Here is a 25534-nt window from a genome sequence, read left to right on the forward strand (position 1 = left end):
CAGGCTAGGAGCAGCTCATCCCATGCTAGCATTAGGAATCACTATAGCGGTAATGATCATGATCATTTTAGGTATGCCCAAACGCTTGACCCTTGCGGAGTATTATATCACTTCCCTGTTTGCCTTCCTATTGAATGCTACTGCCGACTTCTCCTTGAATTTGCAGCATGACTATTACGGCTATTTTAAGGAAGGAGTCGATATCGAAGGGTATCTTATTGTTTATGTTATTGGACCTTGCATTAATATTCTCTATCTTAATTTCTTTCCGCGAACGCGCGGTATAGGTACCCAGGTGCTTTATCTGCTGGTGTGGTGCCTATTCTCCATCGCATACGAAGTATATGTAGCGCTCCCGAACGGAATGATCTATTACAATAAATGGAAATGGTGGTACTCCGCAATAACCTATCCCCTCTTGTTCTTCATCCTTGCGGCGCATTGGAGCTGGGTACGAACGAAGCTGCTTAAGCTGCAAAAAGCGCAAGACAAATAAGGGCTGTCCTCCACGTCATGGAAGGAACAGCCCTCTTTGGATATGCCCTTAATTATCGATAAAATCGGCAACCAGCCTTCTGCATTCACCGCCGTCGGTAGTAAAGACCTCGTATATTTTGACGTGCAGCGGCGAGGTGAACTGCTCTGACGTCCCATTGAAGGTGAAGTTATTCTCCCCATTCACGAGCCTGTTCGCTCCGGTTAGGGGCCTCGTGGCCATCGCCATGACTCTTCCGTTCTGATCCGAAAGCTCGAATTGAAGGGAAGGGAAGCTGGCATCGACCTGTACGTTCGGCATCCGTTCCAGCTCCAGGAAGAACTTGGCTTTATAGGAATATAAAAGTGCGGTAGCGCTGAACTGGAACGATACGTCCCAACTTTCCACCTTCGCTTTGAACGGATATACAGTGAACTGCGCTTCCGTGTCCTGCGGCTGCACCGCAACCCCATAGCTTGCGATGGTTGTGCTGTAAGGAGCTGCCGATGTCGCGTCAAGCACCTGAAGAGCCAGTCCCTCTCCCGTTTCTGTCACAGGCAACCGGTAGGCGTAGCTGAGCGTGATGCTTGAATGAGGCACGAGCGACTTCGTGGCCAGAATCTGCCGCTGTCCGCTGTACTGCTCACCTGTACCGCTAAGCAGCCGTGTTTGGAAGACCGGAATCTCCAGCGGCTGATCGCCTTCGTTGGTCAGCTGGAACTTCGCTGTAGCCAATTTATTGCCCTCATCCTCGTTGTCTGTCAAGTGCAGCTCCTGCAGCGACACCTTCATATCCGGATGAATCAACGTGCTGAGCGGATCGAAGCTCATGGCTGTCCCCGGCTCGTACGCCGGATAAGCAGGTGCGGCTGAAGCCGGTGCCGGGAGGGAAATGTTTAGACGCCCTACCTGATAGGAAACAGGACCTGCAGCCCCCGTAAATTGTTCGGTTGTCAGCACATTCAAGCTGCGAAGCTCGGTATCCGGGTCGACAGGGATCGCATAATGAATGTACTTTCTCTCGCCCGCATTTAATACCAGAGGAGCTTGTTCCACACGTTTACCCGGATATACCTTCGAATCCGATTTCCCATCGATTTGGAAATCCGTTACCGTTTCGCTCAGTGAAGATGGGTTATGAGCCTCCAGCTGCAGCATATACGCCGTCCCTTGCGCGGTGGATTCCTTGCGGAGCTCCACCGGCGTATATTGGATCGGCGATACGGCAGAAGGAATGACGAACGGTTCCGCCCACTGCCGCAGCATGGCAGGATCCGTCACAACCATGTCACTGCCGGTCCATGGTTGTGCAGTAATCGGCGTGGTTGCAGCAAGTGTCTCCTGCTTCGGATACACGTAGTAATCGACTTCCGTCCAATTGAGCTCTTTCAGCTGTACCGTATCCGTACGCTCCAGCACCGTCATGTAGCTGAGCTCCGCATTCGTCAGCGGCTGAATCGCCTTAGGATTCGAAGCGCTAGGCTGCAGCGTGTAAATTACGCCATCGGTTGTTACGACACGCAGCTCATACTCGGGCACCCGCTTCATGGTAGTCGTATTGTTTTTCATTTTCACCACAACACCGATTCGCGTCCCTTCGGCTACCTTCTCATTCAGCAAGCTTTTCACTTCTACATTCAAATCGGAAGTGAGGGGATACGCCTGCGCGGCGGGCTGTTGTATCGCCGATGGCGACGATACAGCCGCTTCCTCTGCAAAAGCCTGACTCCCATAGCCAAGTATGGAAACAGACAGGACAACGGTTGCCAGTGAAACAGTCCATGTTTTATTCAAAGGTTTCTCCTCCTGATGTCATTCCGTGATTATTGCGAAACCTGTACTTTTTCTTTATCCTTCAATTGATGCTGTCCCGAGATGACGAGCTGCTCGCCCTCGGACACCCCGCTCCGCACCTCCTGGAACGTTTCGTTCAGTCTGCCAAGCTCGACCTTACGTTTCTCTACCATATCTCCCGCAAGGACGAATACGAAGGTATCTCCACCTTCGCGCACGACACTAAGCGTCGGCACAGTTGGAACCAGCTGATCCTGCTCCTCAGTAAGCAGCACCTGAACCTTCATCCCGGGCTTCAGCTTCCGGTCTGCGTTAGGGACCTCCAGCTCAAGCGAATAAGATTTGGTTTGAGTGCTCATCACATCCGCTAGGTAGCTGACGTTACCTTTCGTCCGCTCCGTGGAGCCGGGTACGTAAAACTCAAGCTGCTGCTTGCCTCTGACAAGCTTGGCGGCCTCTTCCGTAAGCTCAGCCTTAATCTTGATCGGGTCAAGCTGCTGAATTTGTGCCGCGCGGAAGCCCGGGGAAAGCGTCATGCCCACCTCTACCGGCAGCTCCGTGATGACTCCGTTCACCGATGCTTTCACCTCCAAATTCTCCAAGGTGCGATTGGCTTCACGGATGGATACCTCCGCTGTCTGCAGCCCTTGCTCCAGCTGGGCGAGCGAATTGGTAGATTCAAGCGTCTCCAGCTTCTGCTTGCTGCTATCCAAATCGAGCTTCAGGTTGTTCAGCTGCGTTTCCATCTGCTCCACTTGAAATTTCGTGACTAAGCCCATGTCATAGTCATTGCGGAGCTTGTTGTAATTTTTCTCCGTTTCGCGGATGGTCGATTCCAGCTTGGCAATGCCGTTCCGCAGATCCTGTTTGCTGTTAGCAAGATCCTCTTGCGCTTTGGCAAGCTGCTGACGGGTTCCGTTCATGCCGATCTTGGCTTTCTCGATCCCAAGCAGCACGTCCGTCGGGTCGAGCTTCAGAATGACCTCGCCTTTCTGAACCATATCCCCCCGCTGCTTCAACACCTGAACTACATCTCCCCCTGTTTTAATCGGTACATCCAATTGGATGGAGGAGACAACGTCTGCTACCTGCTCCAGGGGCTCGCTGATTTTTTTCTTCTCAATCGGGGCTACCTTCACCTGCTTGAGCTGGGACGTTTGACTTTGCGCCGCAGGCCCCTGCGGCTTGGTGCAGCCGGCCAGCAAAGCTGCCGTGAGAACAAGAGAGCCGACGATCTTTGCGCTTTTGTATAACGTATTGTGATTATTGGGATTCATGGATGCTTCTCCTTTAGCTTAGTGGACTGCGGTTACGGACTGGGCGGATGCGGCATCGTTCTTTTTGTTCTTCTTTTTGAATAAACGGGATACTCTTTGGTTCATCCTATCAATAACCTCATACACGACCGGAACGACTACCAGGGTCAGCGCCGTAGATGTGGTCAAGCCGCCGATCACGACAACAGCAAGCCCTTTGGAAATGATGGTACCCTCCGAGAAGCCTAAGCCCAGCGGTAGCAAGGAAAGCACAGTAGCTCCCGCCGTCATGATGATCGGACGCAGCCTCGTCAGTCCAGCCTTCACCAACGCGTCCCGGGCGCTAAAGCCTTCCTCCCGCAGCTGCTGCACACGGTCGATCAGTACAATCGCGTTCGTTACCACGACGCCAATCAGCATCAAGAAACCGATCAGAGACGTAATGTTAATGGATTCCCCGGAAACGAACAGTCCCAGGAAGCCTCCGATGGCGGCAAGCGGCAGTGAGAACAGGATGACGAAAGGCGCACTGGCGTTTCCGAAGGCGATAACCATGACGAGGTACACAATGCAGATTGCTGCGACCATGGCTACAGCCATCTGTCCGAAGCTTTCCTGGATGTCTTCGTTGACCCCTTGGACCTCGGTGCGAACGCCGGAAGGCAGCTCGACCTGCTTAAGCGCTTCGGTTACGCGTGTGCTCACGCCGCCCTTATCCTTACTGTCGATTTTGGCGGATATTTTTACATATTGCTCCTGCGATTCCCTTGTAATGGACGCTGGAGCATCAACCTGACGCAGCTTAGCGATTTCATCGAGACGAATCGTCACTCCTGTCGGAGTCTTCAATTGAATACTGCCAAGCTTCTCCATGGAGTTTTTAAATTCGTCTTGTATCATAATCTGCGTGGTAAAGGTGACATTATCGAATTTCAAATCTCCGATATTGGTCTTAGCCAGCCAGATCCGGACAGCTTCCGTCACTTGAGCGGAGGAAAGTCCGTACAGCCTTGCTTTATTTTGATCGACGCCGACGACCACCTGCAGCTTTTTCTCGCTTAAGCTGTCTTCGATTTCTTTAAGCTCCGGGAACTCCTGCAGTTTTTTCTTGACGGCTTCAGCCCCGGCAATTAGCTGGTTCTGATCCTCACCCTTTAGCAGGTAGGCAAAGTCCTCTCCAGTGCCCCCCATGTTGCCTTGGAGCAGCGAGCCCTCGACCTCCGAGCCTTTGGGAACCATTCCAAGCAAAATTTCTTTATATTCTTTGGCTGTATCTTCCGCATCCAGCCCTTTGGCAACGGAAGCCATGATGCTTGCCCGATAAGGAACCCGTTCTCCACTGGTATCCTGCATATCATAGCCTACCATCGCCTCATAATAATCAAAGACAGGTGTACCGGCAGAGCTCTTCGCATCAGCCATCAGGCTCTCGATTTCTTTCATCTTCAAATCCATGGATTCGAAAGAAGTCTCCCGCGGCAGCTTGAAGGTAAACTGTACTTGTCGGTTCGATTCGCTTTCCGGCATAAAGGCCGCAGGGAGGAACGGTACAGTTCCGCCGACCCCAATGACAAACACAAGTACGGATACCAGAATGGTCTTCTTCGGATTGTTCAAGGACCAAACAAGCACTTGCTTATATTTACCCGCCATCTTGCCCACTTGCTCTTCATCGTGATGCTGGATCTTATCGCTGTGAAGTACAAGCAGCTTCGCCAGCATCGGGATCACGGTAAGTGCCACGATCAAGGAAGACATCAGTGCAACCACGAGCGTAATGGCGAACGGACGGAAAATGTCTCCGAGAATCCCGCCGACAAAAGCAATCGGCAAAAATACTCCGGCGGTAGTAATGGTAGATGAAGTAATCGCGGAAGCCACGCGGGCCGTAGCCAGCTTGATGACCGAATCTTCACGTTCCTTCGCCTGCTGAAGCTCGCTATAAATATTTTCAATAACGACAATCGAATCGTCTACGACACGTCCGACAGCGATAGTCAAACCGCCTAACGTCATAATGTTCAAGGTGATATCGAGAGACGCCATGACGCATAAGGTGATGAGAATGGATAATGGAATGGAAACCAGGACGATCAGGGTCATTCGCACATTACGTAAGAACAGCAAAATCATAATGGATGCCAGGAGGGCCCCCAGCATACCTTCCTTCAACATTCCATTGATGGATTTCTTCACTTCGTCGGCAGCATTATAAACCTTCGTGAACTGAAGATTCGGGAATTCTTGTTCCCAGCCGGAGAATAAACTGTCCACATTATCGGAGAATTGAACCGTATTGGCATCCTTGCTCTTGAACAGGGTAATCCCGATCGCCGGCTGCCCGTTCAAACGAGTAATGAACTTTGAATCCGATACGGCCTCGATTGTGGAAATGTCCTTAAGCAGCACAGTCGCCCCTTGGGCTGTGGTCAGCTTCATATTCTCCAGACCGTAAATCGTCGTTAAGTCGCTTTCCACACGGACCGATTGGGAGGTTCCGTTCAGCTCCACCGTTCCTGCGGGCGACGTCATGATGGCCGCTTGAATGCCTTGTTGTACTTGCTGCGGCGTTAAGCCATAGTTATTCATGGCATTGATATTCAGCTTCAGCTTCAAGGTAGCTTCGTATTGACCCACGGAATCCACATGATCGATTCCATCCATGGCGCTGAGCGTAGGCTCCATGACATCCTTATAGATGCGGTTGAGCTCCTCTTGATTCATTCCTTCCTTCCCGTGCACCGCGGCGAAATATACCGGGAAATCGGCCGAGCCGAACTTGGAAACCTTCGGTTCACTGGCTCCGACGGGCAGCTTGATGTCCTTAATCGCCGCTTCGATATCCCGTTTGGCATCATCCGGACTGCGACCGTTAACCAGCTCTACCGTAATGGCCGAAAAATTATCATTGGACGTAGAGCTGAGCTGCTTCATCCCCTCGATTCCGACAATCCGCTTCTCCAGTACCTTCGTGACGTTCTCCATGACATCCTTCGGCGGCGCCGGGTACATGGTGCTTACAAAAACAAGCGGAAGCGAAATGTCCGGCATGCTTTCCTGCTTCAAGGTAGTAGCTGAATAGCCGCCAGCCATAAACAGCAGAGCGCTGATAATAATGATGGCCGCAACATTTTTTAATGAAAAATCGGTCATTTTGTTCATTTGCATACTCCTTCTTCAAAATACGCTCTTTGGGGGCGTGCTCAATTTCCCGACCGACTGGTCATATCATTTATTAATATAAAGTCATATCACATGAAAATCAATAGAAAAGCTGCTTGTCTATCTTAGTTAATATACCCAAACTGACCAGTCAGTCACATCATTGACACGTTTTCAGATAGAATATACAATGACACTACACGGCATGACTGAGCCTTCCCCATAGGAAGAATACATGAACGAGGGAAGTGGATTATGAACGACAAGAAAATGCAAATACTTAAAGCCGCTGTCCGTTTATTCGGGGAACGCGATTATCATACAACCTCCGTTCAGGACATCGTGAGTCTCGTCGGTGTTTCCAAGGGGGCGTTTTATCAGCACTATTCCTCCAAGGAAGAGCTGCTGATCTCCATTTTTCAGTATTATATGGATTCGATTCGTACCCGCTTGCAGGAGACGGAGGCCGACGCTGGATTGTCCGCGAGGGATAAGCTATTGAAATCCATTGAGCTTCAAATTTCGCTGGTGGTAGAGGACGAGGATTTTCTTTCTCTTCATATGAAGGGAACGGCATTCTTAGTTCAAGGGGTGAAGGAGCTGCTTGTCGAGCAGTCCGTGTACACGATTCGCTGGGTAGAGAAGCATATCGCCGAGCTGTACGGGTCTGCCATTGAACCGCATGCCTACGATTGTGCTAACATGCTGAACGGGATGCTGAAGGAATACTTATTCCATTACATCTTGTATCAAGCGCCGCTAAATCCGCCCGAGCTGGCTTCCTATCTCTTGAACCGACTTGATGACATCGCAGAAGGGCTAATGCGCGAGCAGCCGGAGCCGTTGGTCTCGGCCGGATTCATGTTACACCGAATCTTTGCAGCGGATAGTGCACAATCATCGCAGTCGCATATTCGTACGATGAAGGAGTGGTTTTGCTCCTTAGCGCTGCCGCCCGAATCGGCGAGTGCGATTCAACAAGCGTTGGAAGCCGTCATCGAAGAGACAGGCAAGGAGCTGCCGAACCCGGTTATTATTAGGGGGATGCATTCATATTTGGCTACGCTGACTCGGGAGCTTCCTGGTGCGGCTGCGAAGCTGGACGCTTTATTTGCTTGTATACAGAAGGAAGCATAACAACGCTGAATTCGTAATATTATTAAAAATATCAAAATTTTCAATGTTATAAATGTATCATTTTTCATAAGGTTATCAAGTTTGTTAAGTATCATAATCGTAATACAGTTATGAAGGCTGTTGAGATGAGACGGAGTGGATTCCTATGGATTTCGCCGCACTACATCCTTATGTGCAGTACGCAACTCGGTATCCTTTCTCTAAAGGGCAACGAAGTATGGCAAGAATTTGCTACTCTTCCTCCCTCATCTTAATCAGCGAGGGCAAAGGGGTTGTGGCTGTACAGGATCGCCGTTACGAAGCGGCACCGGGATCGCTCCTCTACATTCCGGCCGGACAGCAGCATGATTTTATCGCGGATAAGATGGATCCTATGGTGCATGTCTGCTGTTATTTCGATTGGTCTCCGGTCGATCGGAGAGAGGTTTTCGAACATCCCAGCTTCATCTGTTATAACGAAGCCCCCGCTATGCCCTCCCTGATCGGTCCGGCTTTCCCATTTGCCATTCCGGAGTATACGATCGTTGACAAGCTTTGGGTTTGGATCGAGTATTTCGAGAAGTTTTACACGCCCAACGAGTACCCCAATGCAAGAACGTATATGCGAAGTCTGAAGGTGCAGAGCCATTTTCAAAAATTCATTGAGTTCTTTCTTTCGTATGCGCTAAAAGCTGAACACATTCCCGACCCGCGCATGAGCAAGCTGCTGGAGCAGTTGGACCAGGACTTGCTTCGCGGTAGCCTGCTGCCGCTCGAGTCCTACTACGGGAAGCTTCGGATCAGCCGCGGATACTTCTTCGAGCTGTTCAAGCGGGAAACCGGCATGTCGCCCGTACAGTACATCAACGGGTTTCGAGTGAACCGTGCGAAGGAGGACCTTCAGTTCTCCAGCCTCAGTATTACGGAGATAGCGGAGAAGCACCGTTTTTCCTCGATTCATTATTTTTCCAAGCTGTTTCGGCAGCATACCGGAAGAACCCCCTCGGAATTCAGAGACGAATTGAAGTAAAAAAACCGTCCGATCCCGGACGGTTTTTTGTACATCTATGCGTGTTATACATATTAGAACACAAGTCCACCTCACATCCATTTTACCCATGGAAGCGTTACCGGCCCGATATAACCGCCGGACGCCTGTAACGCGATTTTTTCATCTTACGGTGGCAGATGAACGCATATTGGGTACAGTAAGTTAAAATGAACGAAACCGACTACCATTTTGCATTACGTAGGGTGAATTTGGAAATCAATTGATTGAGCAATCAAATCAATATTCCAAAACAGAGCTACAAACAAAAGGAGTCGGTTTAGTAATGAGTATAACCATAAAATATGTTGGTCTAGACGTATCCAAAGAAAAAATAGCTGTAGCCATCGCCCCCGAAAATAGAAATGAACCCGTCAGGTTCCATGGTGTCATCTCGCATACGAAGGAGGCTGTTCGTAAACTAGTTAATCAGTTAATGAAAGATGATGACGTAAAGTTAAGTATATGCTATGAGGCTGGCCCTACGGGGTTCGTCTTGTATCGATGGCTTTTGGAGATGTATGTGGAATGCAGCGTCATCGCACCAACAGACTTAGAGGGGAATACTCGAATAAAAACAGATAAGAGAGATGCTGTACGTCTAGCGCAGCTCTGGAGAGCAAATGAATTGACAGAGATCTATGTACCACGTCCCGAGGATGAAGCCTTGCGAGATTTGGTTCGGGCCAGGGAAGATGCCGTACAAGACAGGAATCGGCATAAACAGCGTTTAACCAAATTTCTGCTTCGCCATCAGATCCACCCGCCCAAGGGCGTTCGAGTGTGGACTCAGCCATATGAAAATTGGTTAGATACTTTACGGTTTTCTCGGTGTTGTGAGGATATGGTATTCCAAGAATACCGAAACAGCATCCAAGAAGCTACGAACCGGATCCGAAGATATGAAGCGGAGATGGAGAAGCAAACGAGTGAAGGATGCCAAGCGACCATGATCCAAGCATTGCAGGGGCTCCATGGCGTTGCCCTAATTACAGCCGTTACTGTAGCTTCGGAACTTGGCCACATTGCAGGAAGATTCGCATCCCCTCAGCAGCTCATGAGTTATGTGGGGCTGGTGCCATCAGAACGTTCTAGCGGGGGGAGTCGTTGGCAAGGTGGGATAACGAAAGCTGGAAATGCCCATATACGTAGGGTATTGGTTGAAGCCGCCTGGAGCTATCGGAGCTCACCTGCCATACGGAAAACGCTGCGAGATAGGCAAAAAGGACTGAGTTCGGAAATTGTCAATATCTCCTGGAAAGCACAAAAGCGATTACACCACAAATACAAGAAGCTCCTTTTCAAAGGAAAGCACAAAGGAACCATCATCGCCGCAGTAGCCCGAGAGCTTATAGGTTTCATATGGGCCATAGCCAAGGAAGTAGATAAGCAAAAAAACAGCATCACAGCATAAAAAATAAGGGTATGATTGAATGAAAAAGGAAGTGATTCCGGCTTAGTGAGTTAGGCAATGCGTTACGTTACATTCTTTGGCTCGAGGGCAAAGTACTAAAGCAAGGCAGAGAGTAATAATCCGCGGAAATCACCTGCGCAAAGTCAATCTTTCAGGTAGTGCGGCTTCATGCGCGTCGTAAGTTTAGCAGGTAAGCTCTCTGGTCGTATACAATTCACTTGTGATAACCCACGAATATCAGGTTGCCAACCGGCGCAAAGAACCATTTTGCCCTCGTGCCAAGGAATGAAACTCATTCGAACCACAAGCTCAAATTAAAGAAAGACAGCAGGGAGCACGCCCCCTGCACCCCGTTACTCGCCGTAGGGCAGGGTCTGGCTTGATCAGCCAGACCGAAGTAAAAAAGTATGGGCAGAGTGAACCGCCTGTCAAAAAAGGCATTTGACAGGCTTACTTTAGAGCACTCCAAATCAAGGGTAAGTGCTGAGCACTTGACGGTTTCGTTCATATCAGGTGATTTCATAACGTTACAGGGAGCATTACCGGGCCGATATAAGCGCAAGACGCCTGTAACGCCATCTATCTGCCACAGGTAACCAATTATGAACTGTACATTTAGTTCGAGATCGACAAAGGCTCGATTTTTTTCGCCTTCGTGTTGCCCATGCCATTTGGTAACCTTATTCACAAGGGCTTTCTAATTGTGAAATTGACTTCTATAGCAGCATTACATCCCTTGCCTGGCATGTACGGCCTTCTCACAGGCGATACCAAAGAGGGGATTCGATTCGCAGAAGTGCATTCATGTCTAAGAGGATATCTTACCTGTCAAAAGGTACTCGCTTTACTTGTATCGGAGCACCACCGCGAGGTACGGCAGTAACGAACCAGAACGTCTATGGCCTCTTCCGTACGCAAATGACTGAGTGCCTCGGCCGCGTAAGCCCGAACATACCTGTCCCCGCTGGAAAGGGCCTGTTCAAGAGCCTGGACTACCTGCTTCGGATCGCCGTCCTTGCCGGTACGCAGCAAGGATAGCGCTGCTGTATAGCCGATTTTATTCTTGATATAGCTCTGTTGGCTCACGTACATCGAACCCGCTTGCGGCGCGTCGTTCGTTTCCTCTTGAAGCGAATTCAGCAGCGCTTCGGTTAACGCCGGCACAACCTGCTCAACCGGTTCCCGAATCATACCTAAGGCTTCGACGGCGTTGCGGCGAACCCAGCTGCTCCCATCTTGCAGCCGCTCAATCAGCTGCTGCACTGACAACGAGGCGCCCGGTCCGATCATGCCGAGCACAAACGCCGCCAGGCCTCGTCTTCTCTCATCCTGATGCGCAAGCAGCTCCAGCAGGGCCGGTACGGCTTCCGATCCGGCCGCTTGAAGTCCATAGGCGGCACGCTCCGCCGTCAGATGGGTCCCTGCCGATAAAAGAGCGGCAAGCTCCGCGATTCCTTCCTTTCCCATACGCCCTAGCGTATAGCTTGCATTCAAGGCGTCGGTTTCGGATGCTTCACTTACCAGCTCGCCAAGCTCTTGCGGGCTTTGAACCGGCTGCTCCTTCTTCGCGGATTCCGGAACCGCCGCACGAAGCCACTCCCATACGTCCTGCCACAAATTCGGGTGCTGGGCCGGGAGACCATCGGGCACGGGAAAATCAGGACTTTGGTGGTTCCAGCTAGCATTTTCCGGCTCCCGTAGACGGGTGAACTGGAATTTCAACATATAGCGGTCAAATTCGGAAACATTGAGCGAGGCCTTATGCCATAGGTCAAAATGCACCAAGACCATCGTCCCCGCCTTGCCGGTCGGTAGCAGCGTTTCTCCCCTGTCCCCCAGAAACTTCTCGTAGTATTGCGTCCCCGGCATGATAGCCGTCGGTCCCATCTCCTCCGTAATGTCCTGAGTATAGTAGAATATCATCGCCCACCACGGCCGATGGCTGCGCATAGAGGACCAATACCCGTCCTTATGCCATTGCCCGCCTCCCGGCGTTTGGCTCCCCGGGCGGTTGTAATGACAATGCCTATGGGGGTGCATGTAGTAGTCCGGGCCAAGAACGCTGGTAAGAGCCCCTTTCACGGTAGGCGTGTCGAAGAACTGCTGAATCTCCGGCACTCGCGGAAGGATGTTATTGCCCGGGTTTCCTTCTTCATGGAGGACGTAATAAATCTTATCCATGACTCGCCGATGCAGCTGCTCCGGCAGATCGTTGGTGAGCACAAGGTACCCTTTGGTGATAAAATGAATCATTTGTTCATCCGTCAACAAATACTTGGTGTCCAACATGCGCTACCACCCCTTGTATTCGGTGCTTACATGCTTATTGTACCTACAACGAGGCCCCCTGTATTTGGAAAATTGAAAATGATTTGTACGATAGTCAACCAATTTGCAGTAATTTCACTCTGACAGTACACACACGTTATGGGATCGAATACGCACCCTGCTTTCCCTGGCCCTTTTTTGAGGAAAAGCTGATGATGGCGAAGGTCAGGCTAAGCGCTATGATGAAACATGACAATATCGGGTTATAGAAGGTCGTAGAACTGGAGCTAATCATCACTCCGCCGGCCCCTGCCCCTGCAGCTAAGCCTAAGTGAACCATGGATGTATTAAGGCTTAGCACGAGGCTTGCCGATTGAGGCGCCTGCTGAATAAAATAGGTTTGGATGGCCGGCCCCGCCAAGAACATGGAGGCTACGATTAGTGTGACAAGTGTCAAAGCGCCCCACAAGGAGGCAGCGGCAAGAGGCAGCAGCGCAAGCGCCCCCATATGAATGATGATGCTGAGCATAACGATTCGAGAGGCCCCCCACCGATCAACGCCGTAACCGCCGAGACGCGAGAAGATGGCTCCAAAAATGCCGATCACCAGCAAAATCAAGCTAATGCGAGAAGAATCCACATGCAAAATGTCGGTTAAATAAGGGGTCAAGTAAGTAAATAAGACGGAATTCCCCGATTCGCGAAAAAGTGTAATCATGAGTCCCGTCACAATGACCGAGCTTCCCAAAACCTTGAATTGCTCTCTAAACGGAACCGGCGAATCTCCTTCCAGTCTTGGAAAAAAACGAAACACGAAGAAGGCAATGATCGCGCTGAGGAATGCTAACGATAAGAAAATGGCTTGCCAATGAAACCAGCCGGACATCATAATGCCAAGCGGCACTCCTAGGATCATCGCGCTGCTAAATCCAAGAACGATGGTACCGATGGCGCTTCCCAGCTTCTCAGGAGCAACGAGTTTAGCAACCGCCCCTAAAGCTACTACAAGATAAACACCCGCGCTGACCCCCAGAATCATTCGAGAGACCATCATCTGAAGAATGGTCGTGCTGGCGGCGGAAGTTAAGCACCCGAATATAAAGACCAATAATGCGCCGACCAGCACTTTTCTTCGATCAATCCGAGAAGTAATCGTTACTACGACGGGCGTCCCAATGGCAAAAGCGATGGAATACGCTGAAATCAGCTGTCCGGCCAAAGCGATCGACGTGTGTAATTCTTGGGCCAGGATGTGAAGGATGCCGGAGACAACTAATTCGGAGGTTCCTGTAAGAAATACTCCCAGGGTGAGAATATAAATCATTCCTTTAACCATCGTGTTATCCTTCCTTTCATTCACTTTAATTGTTCTTTAGAGTGAATTATAATGAGCTTATGAATTTTATGTAAGAAGGCAAATTATTTGGACATAATCCAAATATTATGACCTACTAACTTTTAATAAGCTGGAGGACGACGATGAACCAACCTCAGGAAGAAGGGCAAACTAGTGCCACCATCTGCTCTGTGCTACAAATTTTAGGGGCCAAATGGGCTTTCCTCATCATTGCAGAGCTTTCTAAAGGACCAAAACGTTTCAATCAGCTACACAGGGATGTTGCCATTGTCAAACGTCAATCCTTGACCGATGCGCTGCGTCATTTGGAGCAGAGCGGCATTGTTGAACGTAAGGTGTATCCAACCGTACCGGTGTCTGTGGAATATTCATTGACCGAGAAGGGGATTGACTTTCAGTCGTCTTTGAAGGAAATGGAGAAATGGGCCTTGCGATGGGGGAATAAGTAATATTGAAAGCGGGGCCCGAGGGGCGGATGTTTCAGCAAACCGGACACTATGCATAATGAATGTTGCACGGATATTCGGAAAGCTTACCCTTCCCGAATATCCGCAACCGTTAGGGAATTCTCGGATAGCTACAGCCGAACGACCTGCCCGGCCGGAATTTCCACACAATCGCCCTCCGCGCTGACCCAAACCGAACTCGCCGACGGGTTGTGGATGAGACGCCCGTCAACAGAAAAGCGAAGACGCCCGATCGCATGCGCGTACTCGACGATTTGCGCGTTCGTGGCATACCATATATCGTCGCGGGAACCGACCCGCTCTCCAAAGCGATCGATCAGATCCCAGTTGCCGTCGTTCTCGAATTCGTAGCTGTGGCCCCAGACGTAGAGCAGCGCCATCTTCGAGTGGCGAGGCTGGTGGGCAACGAATACGTCGGCAAGCTCCACCATTTGCTTGTGATGGCAGGTAGGATGCCAGCGCAGCCAATCTGAAGGCATATCAAACTTGCCGTGGCTTGCTGTCGTTCTCGCATATTCAATTCCGAGCGCCGGCAGAAGCAGGGCGACGCGATCGTTATAAGTGCCGAACGGATAGCTCATCCCCCGCACCGGATACCCGGTCAGCGCCTCCAAGGCTTTGCGGTCCTCAGTGATTTCCCGTACGATCTGATCGGGCGGAGACTGCTCCAGGAACGGATGATCGACGGTGTGCGCCGAAACCTCGTGCCCCGCGTATAACGAAGCGATCTCTTCCTTGGTTATGTACCCTTCTTTGCCCAAAAAGCCGGAATTCAGGTGAAACGTTCCCTTCAAGCCGTACTCGTTCAGCTTGCTAACGAACCGGCGGTCATGGTCGCGCCCGTCGTCGAAGCTGAGGGTCAACGCCTTCGTTTTGCCTCCCGGATAACGGTCATACCGAATTCTCATTTCCTCTCCTCCAATCGTACATTTACCCATTAGTTACAAGCTGCCTTTAGTTTACTTCATTTTCCACATCTTAGAAAGCTGGAATATCAGGCGATTTCCAACCGGATTACGTTCATTCACCCTATTTCCGCAGTCGCTTGGTTCAGCTGTTGACGCAGCCATTGCAGGTCCGTACTAAGCCTGGTAAACGGGGAGGCTCCAAACCATTCCAAGGAGGCAAATTTCCCGCTTTGTCCTACATGACGAAGGATTTCGCGATAATTGACGGCACCGTCTCCCAACGCCGCCATCCCTTCCCGCTTGCCGCTGGGGGAATATACTTCCTGGGGTTCGAAGACGTGGCAATAGCTTCTGGTGGCAACATTTTTAAAATGAAAATGTCCCACCCAAGGTTCAAGCTGCCGGTAGCTTTCCACAGGTTGGTCACCCGCCTCCCACAGGTGGAGAAAATCAAGATTAAGCCCTACCGCTTCATGATCCACCATCTGCATTAATTGGAGCGAGAACTGCGTATCGTCGGCAAGCGTCCCAGGATGGGTCTCGACTAAGAGGGTAACCCCCTGCGCCAAGCACAAATCGCCAAGAATACGCAGCTGCCCGACAATACATTCCAGCTCCTTGGTATTGACAAGCTTGCTCGGCTTCCTCCCTGCGAAGGTACGGATATGCTTCGCGTCCGCCCACTCCGCGACCTTAAGCAATTCGCAGCATCTTGTGATCGTAGCAGCCATATCCGCGTCTGAGCCGATGTCCAAATAATCGCTGATCATCGACACATGGAGCCGTCCTAGCGACAAGCGCTCCTGCTGACGCTGCTCATACAGCTGACGTGCATGGACTCCCCATAGCTCCACACCGTCAAAGCCGTGCCGGTCGGCATACTGCAGGATCTGGTCGAAAGAGATGAGAGCGTGACGAAACGAAATCGTACATAGCGAGCAAAGCAATGCCCCTGAATCAGACATGGGCAGCCCTCCTCATCGCTGACCAGAGCGAGACCTCTCGCTCCAGCTCCTTCTTCAGCCGCTGCTCCAGGTCATCCGCTCGATCCAAAGCCTCCATAACGGAGGGCAGCTGGTTCGTCCGGCCCGTCAGGGCCATTTTGACGGCAATATATTGCACGGTATTGTAGGCTTGAACCGCATCCCGGATTTGCTGCGCCCAATGTTCATAATGCTCCCGCCCGAGCCCCAGCTCATCGTGCAAGAACATCAGTGCGTAATCGTAGCTGTACTTCCGTATGACAATGACGTGCAGATGCTTGAGCGCATCCGCCAGCTGAGGCAGCTTCACAGAATCGGAAGCATAAGAGGTAATCATCGCCCGAAGACTTGAAGCAAGCGGACTGGATGAAGCAGGACAGCTATCATAGAAAAACGAGCTTACATCCGCCTCATCCGGAGAGCGCAGGTGCTGGGTCTCGATAACAAATCCGTCCGGATACGGATTCCCGACAAATGCCTGAACCACCCAGTCACGGTCCACCCGGCCCTCCCACTTCATATCCGCGTCCAGCAGGTACCATTCCTCGTTCTTCTCTGTTGCCGATACCAACACATAATGAGGAAACGGGGACAGCTGAAACTTGTTCTCCCGCTCCGGGAGCAGGGACATGTCGATCTGAACGACAACGTGAAAGTGATCGTTCGTATCGGCAACGAGCTCAATAAGTCGCTGCGCGTTGCGTTCCGCCCCGAGGTGCGCATCATGCCAGCGGGACACACGGGAGCCGAACAGGTGCTCGTGCCACCGCAGCATCCGCTCATGCTTAAAATCAGGCGAAAAATACGAAAGCCCGTTCTCGTTCACCGCGAAGGGTTCATCCCACACCCCGAAGTAAAAGGGACGGTAATCGATCTCACTATAACGCTTCACAACCTCGCACAAGCAGCTGGCCACACAGTGAACCTTGATGCGCTGCTCCTTCCATCCAAACATGAGACTCCCCCCCTAGCATGGTGTGTTGTTTCGGCAGCCCTGCAGGCTCTCCATAAATTGCAAAAGGGAGCCTACGGTGTCAAATATCCTCGGATCGACTTCCTCCTCCGGAATCGGGAGACCCAGCTCCACCTCCATCCATACCAAAAGCTGAAGCAGCATCACCGAATCGATGCCGAGATCTTCATTTAACCGATGCTGCTCCTGCAGCGCCGGAATGTCCTTTCGTCCCAGCCTTGTTTTCATCCATTGCTCCAAATAAAAAATCCATTGACCCTGCTTCATTGATTACGCTCCGCCTCCTCCAGCTGTTTCCGGCTGATCTTGCCGGTCGCATTCCTCGGCAGCTTTTCGACAAGCTGAATTTGTGAGGGGATTTTGTAAGGGGCCAGCCGCCCCACGCACCGGCTTCGGATGGCATCCGACGTAACCCTTGGCTCTGCAGCCGCCATACATAGGACCTGCTCGCCCATAACGGGATGCTTTCCGCGGTAAACCACGCATTCCCGTACGCCTTCCAGACCAAGAATCACGTTCTCTACTTCGGCAGGGTATACCTTAAGCCCCGATACATTAATGACATCATCCAGCCGGGACATCCAATGGAGGCTCCCTTTCTCTACGTAAACAAGGTCACCCGTGCGGATGAGTTGTTGTCCGTTTACCCGGACAACAAGCTCAGCCGGCCTCCCTGCATCCTCCCCGGCACCCGTTACCTCCATATGCTCAAGCGGCCTTCCGACCTCATGACACACTTCCATCGCCTTGACGGCACTGATACAGCCGGCCTCCGAGCAGCCGTACTGCTGGCCAACCCCTTCCACTGTGACCGAGGATAAAAGCTCAAGCAAGCTTTGAGGCATCGGGGCTCCCGAGCTCATCAGCTGATAGAAGCGCTGCTTCGGAGCGAGAGAATGCAGCGTATGCAAGGTTACAGGCACGCCATAGAGGATATGCCTTGTTTCTTCCTGCAGCAGGTTGATCGTAAGCTTAGGATTCGTATACGTCGCAATGTGGGGTTCGGCTCCCCTTGCCAATGCCGATAAGACACCGCTGATCAGGCCGTACGCATGATTCACCGGTGAAATGACCACAGGGGTGATCTCGGGATCCAGTGTCAGCGCTTGGTTGTATGCTGCAATTTCCAGGTCAATGTCCGTCCAGCTGCGGCCGATCAGCTTCGGAAGGCCCGTCGTTCCGGAACTGTACATTAACAGTCCTCCCGACTGCAGCGGCACTTCCGTACTTTTCGGCTCAGTGTCAAGCTGGAGTAAGCCGTCGCCGATTCCGCAGAGCAGCCTGGTGCAGCCGGCATCCCCGGCGAGCCTCCTTGCCGTCACGAACGGTGTTCCTCCATGCAGCAGGAGAACGGAGCAGCCGAACTCTCTGGTATAAAGAACCATTTGCAACAGCTCTGCGGCATCAGCCAGGCATAGAGCTACCCGCGTTCCTTCCAGCTCCCGCAGCGGTATTTGACGGCTCCACGCCCGCCACTGCTTTCGAATATCAGAAATATCATAGCTCACATGATTAACCCGAAATCGCATGATTCTCCTCCCTTTCTGTCCATCCGGCCTTGTAAGGGGCAAGCGGATTGACTACCTCGTGCATTCGCCCGACCTGCGAAGAAGTCAGCCGTTTATAGGTAAGCCGCTCGACGCAGGTAGTCGGTGTGAATAGGTTCAGCTCCTCCAATCGGGCTTTCCATTGCGGGCTTCTCTCCCCGTGCCGATGGATCCGCTCCGCCGTAAGCTCCCAGAAGCGCTGCTCCTGATACCCATACCGGTCGGCAAGCAGCATGGCTAGCTCAGCCAGGTTCACGAAGAACAACGCGCCTAAAGTCAAGTACCGAAGAGGCTCGATACGTTCCGCCTCGAAGTTGGCCCTGACGGCTGGGTCCGAGTACCTCTTGTGGACTTCCTTCCAGTCGGGACAAAGCTCCGGCTGAGGCAAGAAAGAAGGATAATACAGCACATCCTCGTGAAAATCCTTGAGCGCAACCCTTGCAGGAAGCCCGTCTTCGTGAATCAAAATCATATTTTGCGCGTGGGATTCGGTCGCAATGCCATGCACTGCCGCCAGGTGAAGCACTGGGATCGCGCACCGGTCGATCAGCCGGATCAGCCAAGGCTCGATCCCGTACTTCCGCAGCCACGGCTCGATGAGAGGAATCCCGCTTCCGTCTTGCTCCGTGGCAAACAGAGCGAAGAAAGGTGCTGAAGCCTCGCCCGGCCGGAGATAGCGGGTAAGGCTTTCCCGCCATATGCAGCCGATAGCCCCATACAGAGGGTCACCTGCCGTCCCGCCGAAACCTTCGTAGGCTGCAGCAGCAACCTCTCGCAGTACGACGGCTCTTGCCTCTTCCCGAAGGTAACGATCCGAAGCGACAACGTTTTGCAGCCAGTACGAAATGACCGGCGCAGTTACCGTCAGATGCGGCAGTAGCTGCCGGGAGCTTGACGTATTTACGAGATTCATCGACAGCTTAATGGAAGCCTTCATCGGAGAAGTTCGATTCGATAAGGTTCGAATGGACTGTTGGGCTCGATAACGGTCCTCTGCAACCCCTAGCATAACGATGTGTTTTGTCTGCAGCTCCCCTGACAATCGAGACATGATGCTGCCCCACTGCCACGGATGCACAGGGACATAGGTATACTCCGACGGCTCACAGTCCAAACTACTTAGCTTTAATTGAAAATCATAGAGAACGGCCGTACCCAGCTCCTCCTCCAAGAGACAATCCCAGGAAAGCTCCGGATGCAGCGTTAGAGGAACACCTTCTTTCCGTATGGCAAACCATAGGGGCGTGATATCCTCCCCGAATTCCGGACCGTAGTGCATTTGATCCGCAAAGGTAAAGCCAATTCTGGACTTATAACAGGGATGGTAACGATGGCCGTCCATGACGCTCGCTTCCAGCGCTTCCCCGTGCTGCGAAGACAATAAAGGCGCTTCCTTGCGGCAGACATATTGGGCAAGGGTGTCCTTCAGCAGCGTTTGCTCAAGCTCCTCTGCGAAGGTACTCAACTTATCGGAAGCGGCGCCCTGCACCTGCAGTATTTCTTCCACGAAGAGCCTCAAAGAGTAAGCTTCCGCCTCTTCCTTGCCGGCTTCTCTGATCAAGAACGTGTCCGGCAGCAGCAGTATGCGGCCGAAGGAGAGACGAGTCTGGCCTACACAGCGGTAGCTTACCGCTTGCCCCTTCGAATCCGTCCCCTTCATAATAAAGGCCGTATTCTCACCGCAGGCATAGGTTTCCACACTGACGATTCCTTCGTAGATGACGGATTCCGCCAGCTGCCGGAAAATTCTTCTGCGTACCTCCCGATAAGCTTCGGATTGCAATGCTTCTGCAGCCACTATACTTTGGTGCCATGGCTGTTCCATGCGTGCTCCCCCTTTCTTCTTGCAGATGATCCTGTTCCGGCGAAGATTGCGATATTGCAAATACATAAAACGGCGGCAGCCACGAGCGGCACATGCAAGTCAAAAAGCTGAACCAAAGTCGACGACAGCAAGGGAGCGGCAAGCTCACCGGTCGTCTGGAACGACACGATCATGCTGAACGCCATGACCGCCCCTGTACTCCGCTGACGCTCAAACAGCAAAATATCCAGTACAGCCATGGTTACCGCCAAAAACAAGCCGTACAGCATTCGACCGATGATCAGCAGGGCCAAACCCGATGCGACGGATTGCAGTATAAGACCGACGGCCATCGCCGATAAGCCGAGACCATAGAGCAGCCCCAGCCTTCCTGAGCTGCTTAGAATCCGCAGGAACGGCAGCAGAAGCAGGGCAAGCGCATGGGGCAGTAAAAACAGCATGCCCGCAGCAGTCGTACTCATTCCGAACGCCATCTCCACATACGGTGTAAAATAAGGGCGTACGATTTGATTCGCCATCACCAGTATCAGAAACAAAAGCCCGATTCGCAGCACATGACGATTGTGCAGGAGCTGTCTAAGCGGAAGCCGATCGGACTTCTCCGCTTGCCGAGGGAGCAAGGCGTTCCACCCTCGAAGCGCCCATACACAAATCAACAGCTGCACTACGTCCGCTGCTGCCGCCACATAGAACAAGCTAAGGGGCTCCTCCAAACGGAGCATGTGCGCACCGCCTAAGGCAGCAAGCAGCATGGCGGCATGATGGACGGCGTGAAACCTCGCTGCCGACGCCGCCTGACCTCCCGCGCCCCCGAGCTCCATGAGCATGGGGTACATAAGCATGTAGCTGCTCTTGAACATCAGCAGAAGAATCGTCAGCAGCAGGAAGGTTTCCGGCTGCCCGGCCGTCGAAAGAAGAGCTGTAGCCGCTGCCGTGCCGAGCTGTCCTGCGAACAGGAGACGCTTGACCTCTACTTTCCGCGACAGCCATCCCCATAGAGGCGAGAACAAAAGCACAGTCACCCGGCACATGAATAAGTAGAGGCCGGTAAAGCCGTAGTTCTCAATTCCAAAGACTTGACGGAAAAACTGCGGATAATAAGGCGACAGCAGCACCTCCGTGAACAGCCCCAGAAAGATACAGCCCAGCAGGGAAAACTGGGCGGCGGCTCTGCCCGGGTACAAAGCACTTTCCTTCATTCGTCGACTCCGAACTGCTGGAACACATGCCGTTCCCTCTGCGGATACACCTCGCGTGCAGCCAGCCGGTTGACAATTATGCTGCTGCGATAAGCGCCGAGTCCAAGGTCCGGTGCGCCGACACCGTGGGTATGCAGCTCACCATTTTGGACAAAAATGCGGCTGCTTGTATTGCCTCTCAGACGTATTGAGTAGTCCTCATTAATGACGAGCCGCCCTTGATCGTCCCGCACAAGTATTCCTTCAAGCTCCCGCAGACAAGCGGGCTCTGCATGCTCATAGCCGGTTGCTAGGATGACAATATCACTTTGATGCTCAAAGCTCCGCTCCTGCTCACACTGCCTACACAGCAAACGATAGCCGTCTCCGTCGGCGGGTTGCAGCTTAAGCACCTCCGTGTTCGCCAGCAGCCGAACCTTCGGACCCGACCCTCCTGCAGCCCCCGCCTCATACAACGCATCATAGATATCCGCAATGGTTCGGGCGCTGATTCCCTTATAGAGAAGACTTTGCCGCTTGCGCAGCTCATCCTTGTAGACTGCCGGCAGACGGTAGAAATACCGGGTATATTCCGGAGAGAAGTGCTCCAGACCCAGCTTGGAATATTCCATGGGCAAAAATCCGGACGACCGGGTAAACCAATCTAGCCGAAAGCCCGGTTCCGACCGGGTGCCAAGCAGATCAAGCACAATTTCTCCCGCGCTCTGACCGGAGCCGATCACGGTAACGGATCGTGCGCTTCTGCAGCGTTCCCGGTGCCGGAGATACTCTGCCGAGTGAAAAACGCCGGACCCGGCATGTACACGAAGCGGCATTGGAATGAAGGGAACGCTTCCTACTCCCAGCACCAGATGCTTCGTATAGTATGTGCTTTCCCCCATCGTACTTAAGTCGGCAGCAGTCACCTGAAAGCCCCCTCGGGCTTCCTCCAACCGCACCTCCCGAACCTCATGCCCGAACCGGCAGGAAGCAAGCTGTCCGGCAGCCCAGCGGCAATAATGGTTGTACTCCTTGCGGGAGATATGAAACTTTTCGAGAAAGTAGAAGTGATACAGCCGCCCTTGATCGTGCAAATAGCTGAGGAAGCTGAGCGGGTGCGCCGGATCGGCCATCGTGACCAGATCTGCAAAGAAGGGCACCTGCAGTGTAGTCCCCTCGATCATCATGCCGGAATGCCAGTCGAATTCCGGTTTGCGGTCAAGGAAGGCGCAGCGAAGCTCCGGAGCTCGCTGAAGCAAAGCAGCCAAGCCCAGGTTGAAGGGGCCGATGCCGACACCGATGACGTCGTACATTTCCCTCGCGTTTCGTTTATGGTCCACGCTTCTATCCCTCCGTGCCGTACAGCTTCTCGAAAACGCTCCGCTCAAGGATCATGAGCGATGCCCGTTTCTCCGGGAGCTGAAGCTCCCGAACCAAGCGAAAGCCGCACTTCTCGAAAATATGCCGCATCCGGCTGTTGCGGGCATCCGGCTCGGCAATGATCCGTTCTGTGCCCGGATGCCGCAGCTGCAGCCGCACTAAAGCTCGCAGCAACGGCAGCGCATACCCCCGGCCGACAAAGGCCGGGGGGCCGATGAGCAGGTGCACCCCTTGGTCGTCCTGCTCCGCTTCATAGTAGGCGCCGATGCGGTCATGCGCCGCCCAATACGATTCGAAGTAGCTGACGGGCACTCCGTTCAGCTGCCCGATGCAAAGCGTCTGATGGGGCGTCGATAAGAAGCCCTCCAAATGCCGACGGTACTCCGGCAGCGGGAGATTCAGCTGCCAGTAAGGGATGACATGCTCCTGATGCTGCCAGTTATGCAGTCGGTCCAGATCCTCCTCGAGCAGAACCCTGCGAAAGGATATCTCCTCCCTAAGGCTATGGTCCCCGACCTGGACAGGCTCATCATGATCCCAAAGCGGAGACAGATTCGGAATAACGGCACTATTCATCGCACGATACCTCCGTAACCAGAGGATTCTCAACGAGCACATAGACCGATTGATTCTCCAGCGTTCCCACTAATTCATCCATGTCGTACAGCCGTGTCAGCAGATTCGCTTTGCAAGGAAGCTGCGGCTCGGTCAGCAAGCTGGGCAAGAACCGGGAAGAAGGCCGATTGATCGGCTCGAACTCCTTTAACGCCTCGCGAAGCTGCCGCAGCAGCTGTTTTTCATCCGCCAAACCCGCCGTTCCGAAGCCATTGATGATGCCGAACAAATGATTGAAAATTAAGTAATAACGGAAGCGTTCGTCGGCAACGGCGTCCTCGCAGAAAGTAAAGCTCTTCTCCCCGATGTCCGGCAGCTGCTGCCGCAGAAGCTCCTTCGTCGACTCGCAGAAATAGTAGCCTTGGTTATCTCGATAATAGTACTTTGAAGGGTATCCGCCGCAAAGCTGAACGATGCTGTTCTGCTGATGCGCCTCCAGCGCGATGCCATAGGTCATAAACAGCCAGAGCATCGGCTTCAGTGACAGCTGCAGATAAAGGCGGAACCAGTCCAAGCTGACCTCCTCTGTACTGCGGCCCTCTTGTTCCGCTAAGGTACGGATGATCGTGCCAAGCCGGGATTCCGCTCCCGGGAGCGGGTCCTGCAGCAGGGAAGCCACAACGGCGGCATGCCGTCTATCGTCCCCGTAGAACGGGTTTTCTCTTAGAACGACTTCAAAGCCCGATTCCTCTTCCCCTTCCAGTGTTATGGATACATATGCGGGATCTCTGATCACTTCGAAGCCGGGATATCGCTCGGATACTTGACCGACGGCGGTTTGCAGCAGCCGGGCCACCTCGACCCCCCTCTCCAGCTCCTTCCATCGATTGCTTCGCACGGAATTGGTTATCCGCACCGGAATAGAGCCTTTAGCCATCCAGCGTGATTGCGGGTGGTATACCGTCCGCAGCGAGGAGGTTGCGGCAAATTCTCTTCCCAAAGGCCCGACATCCTGCAGCAGACCCTCCTGAAGAAGCATCTGTACAGGCGGCTTCGCCAGCAGTACCTGTGCTTGCAGAGGATGAAGGGGTATATACGCATACTCGTTCAGTTCTAACAGCTTCTCTGCAAACTCCCCGTCGCTTGACAAGGCCGTCCGGAGCTCGGAAGCAATCCATTCGGTTGCCGTTAAGTCCTTCCGTGCGGAGTCTTCTCTCACAATCGAACGGTGAGCCCGGAAGTAATGCAGCTTAAACCTGCCCTTCAGCTCCGGAGAATAATCGGCCAGCTGCTCCTCCGAAATACCTGAGCGGGACTTCGGCGTCGGATGCAGCTGATGTCCGAAGACAAGCGCTTGCTCTGCCGTCAGGAAGTCCCCCTCCCAGCCATACAGCTCCTGAATATCCTCAGCCCGTGCTGCTACAATGCGCTCGGTCAAGGCGCAGCTCTCTTCTATGCTTTCGATCAGTTCCTCCGCAAGCCTGGAACTTGCACCCGGAGCCTTCAGCTGCAGCTCCTGAATGAGACGACGGATCAAAAGCGGCTCCTCCGCCGTTTGAAGCTCCCTCTGGGCATTCAGCCAATGTACGGGAAACTGGATCAAATGCCTTCCGGTAGAGGATTTGTAAGCAACGGACGCATGAATCGAGCCCTTCTGGCTAGGGAGATCGATTCGCAGATTGATGTTTCCGTCTTGTTCAACCCAAGCAGCCATATCCGTTTCTCTAAGGATGCAGTTGATCAGACTTTGCAAAGCAGCCCGATTGGCAATCCTGCGTGCATCCAGCGTTCCTCCCCCTGCCGGGGTCTTCGTCTGCAGTATACTCAT

General features: G+C 52.6%; 20 protein-coding genes. 5 read left to right on the forward strand and 15 right to left on the reverse strand.

The window, feature by feature from the left end; translation table 11 throughout:
* The first annotated feature begins 22 nt into the window (after positions 1–22).
* A complete protein-coding gene (locus RAC89_RS27515) occupies positions 23–496 on the forward strand; it encodes a CBO0543 family protein (RefSeq protein WP_306616912.1) in 474 nt (157 codons plus the stop codon).
* Positions 497–544: 48 nt separating this feature from the next.
* On the opposite strand, the gene RAC89_RS27520 is transcribed toward RAC89_RS27515, so the two are convergent.
* From RAC89_RS27520 to RAC89_RS27530, 3 genes are read right to left on the reverse strand one after another with little or no spacing between them, the layout of a single operon-like run.
* Complete coding sequence (locus RAC89_RS27520; RefSeq protein ID WP_306616913.1) at positions 545–2269, reverse strand: hypothetical protein; 1725 nt, start codon at positions 2267–2269, stop codon at positions 545–547.
* A gap of 29 nt (positions 2270–2298) precedes the next feature.
* Positions 2299–3546: an efflux RND transporter periplasmic adaptor subunit gene (locus RAC89_RS27525; RefSeq protein WP_306616914.1), complete on the reverse strand. Its 1248-nt coding sequence runs from the start codon at positions 3544–3546 to the stop codon at positions 2299–2301.
* Positions 3547–3564: 18 nt separating this feature from the next.
* Positions 3565–6687, reverse strand: a complete 3123-nt coding sequence (locus RAC89_RS27530; protein ID WP_306616915.1) for an efflux RND transporter permease subunit — start codon at positions 6685–6687, stop codon at positions 3565–3567.
* Positions 6688–6957: 270 nt separating this feature from the next.
* On the opposite strand from RAC89_RS27530, the gene RAC89_RS27535 reads away from it, so the two are divergent.
* The 3 genes from RAC89_RS27535 to RAC89_RS27545 all read left to right on the forward strand — a co-directional run bounded on the left by RAC89_RS27535 (position 6958) and on the right by RAC89_RS27545 (position 10265).
* Positions 6958–7824, forward strand: a complete 867-nt coding sequence (locus RAC89_RS27535) for a TetR/AcrR family transcriptional regulator (RefSeq protein WP_306616916.1) — start codon at positions 6958–6960, stop codon at positions 7822–7824.
* Positions 7825–8041: 217 nt separating this feature from the next.
* Positions 8042–8833, forward strand: coding sequence for a helix-turn-helix transcriptional regulator (locus RAC89_RS27540; protein WP_306616917.1), 792 nt, complete (start codon positions 8042–8044; stop codon positions 8831–8833).
* Between the two features lie 304 nt (positions 8834–9137).
* The gene (locus RAC89_RS27545) at positions 9138–10265 is read left to right on the forward strand and encodes an IS110 family RNA-guided transposase (RefSeq protein ID WP_306612462.1); all 1128 of its coding nucleotides are present in this window, start codon (positions 9138–9140) and stop codon (positions 10263–10265) included.
* Positions 10266–11093: 828 nt separating this feature from the next.
* Here RAC89_RS27545 and RAC89_RS27550 read toward each other — a convergent pair.
* Positions 11094–12554: a HEAT repeat domain-containing protein gene (locus RAC89_RS27550; RefSeq protein ID WP_306616918.1), complete on the reverse strand. Its 1461-nt coding sequence runs from the start codon at positions 12552–12554 to the stop codon at positions 11094–11096.
* 136 nt (positions 12555–12690) lie between these two features.
* Positions 12691–13869, reverse strand: coding sequence for an MFS transporter (locus RAC89_RS27555; RefSeq protein ID WP_306616919.1), 1179 nt, complete (start codon positions 13867–13869; stop codon positions 12691–12693).
* A 143-nt stretch (positions 13870–14012) separates the two neighbouring features.
* On the opposite strand from RAC89_RS27555, the gene RAC89_RS27560 reads away from it, so the two are divergent.
* Entirely contained in the window at positions 14013–14339 is a 327-nt protein-coding gene (locus RAC89_RS27560; protein ID WP_284646095.1) for a winged helix-turn-helix transcriptional regulator, read from the forward strand.
* A 128-nt stretch (positions 14340–14467) separates the two neighbouring features.
* Here the strand turns inward: RAC89_RS27560 and RAC89_RS27565 are convergent, their stop codons facing one another.
* The 10 genes from RAC89_RS27565 to RAC89_RS27610 all read right to left on the reverse strand — a co-directional run bounded on the left by RAC89_RS27565 (position 14468) and on the right by RAC89_RS27610 (position 25534).
* Positions 14468–15265 carry a polysaccharide deacetylase family protein gene (locus tag RAC89_RS27565; RefSeq protein WP_306616920.1) on the reverse strand — a complete coding sequence of 266 codons (798 nt, stop codon included), beginning with the start codon at positions 15263–15265 and terminating at the stop codon, positions 14468–14470.
* A 116-nt stretch (positions 15266–15381) separates the two neighbouring features.
* Positions 15382–16230, reverse strand: coding sequence for a sugar phosphate isomerase/epimerase family protein (locus tag RAC89_RS27570; RefSeq protein ID WP_306616921.1), 849 nt, complete (start codon positions 16228–16230; stop codon positions 15382–15384).
* Positions 16223–17203: a DUF6005 family protein gene (locus RAC89_RS27575; protein WP_306616922.1), complete on the reverse strand. Its 981-nt coding sequence runs from the start codon at positions 17201–17203 to the stop codon at positions 16223–16225. The genes RAC89_RS27570 and RAC89_RS27575 overlap by 8 nt, the downstream gene beginning before the upstream one ends.
* Before the next feature lie 12 nt (positions 17204–17215).
* Entirely contained in the window at positions 17216–17449 is a 234-nt protein-coding gene (locus tag RAC89_RS27580) for a phosphopantetheine-binding protein (RefSeq protein WP_373430114.1), read from the reverse strand.
* Between the two features lie 35 nt (positions 17450–17484).
* A complete protein-coding gene (locus tag RAC89_RS27585) occupies positions 17485–18750 on the reverse strand; it encodes an AMP-binding protein (RefSeq protein WP_306616924.1) in 1266 nt (421 codons plus the stop codon).
* Positions 18734–20593 (reverse strand): IucA/IucC family protein, encoded by a 1860-nt coding sequence (locus tag RAC89_RS27590; RefSeq protein ID WP_306616925.1) that lies wholly within the window; start codon positions 20591–20593, stop codon positions 18734–18736. Before RAC89_RS27590 ends, RAC89_RS27585 begins: the two co-directional genes overlap by 17 nt.
* A complete protein-coding gene (locus tag RAC89_RS27595) occupies positions 20566–21792 on the reverse strand; it encodes an MFS transporter (RefSeq protein ID WP_306616926.1) in 1227 nt (408 codons plus the stop codon). The genes RAC89_RS27590 and RAC89_RS27595 overlap by 28 nt, the downstream gene beginning before the upstream one ends.
* Entirely contained in the window at positions 21789–23084 is a 1296-nt protein-coding gene (locus tag RAC89_RS27600; RefSeq protein ID WP_306617822.1) for a lysine N(6)-hydroxylase/L-ornithine N(5)-oxygenase family protein, read from the reverse strand. Before RAC89_RS27600 ends, RAC89_RS27595 begins: the two co-directional genes overlap by 4 nt.
* A gap of 31 nt (positions 23085–23115) precedes the next feature.
* Complete coding sequence (locus tag RAC89_RS27605) at positions 23116–23727, reverse strand: GNAT family N-acetyltransferase (protein ID WP_306616927.1); 612 nt, start codon at positions 23725–23727, stop codon at positions 23116–23118.
* A complete protein-coding gene (locus RAC89_RS27610) occupies positions 23720–25534 on the reverse strand; it encodes an IucA/IucC family protein (protein WP_306616928.1) in 1815 nt (604 codons plus the stop codon). The genes RAC89_RS27605 and RAC89_RS27610 overlap by 8 nt, the downstream gene beginning before the upstream one ends.

The sequence above is a fragment of the Paenibacillus sp. GD4 genome, assembly GCF_030846225.1.
Lineage (GTDB): Bacteria > Bacillota > Bacilli > Paenibacillales > NBRC-103111 > Paenibacillus_G > Paenibacillus_G silviterrae.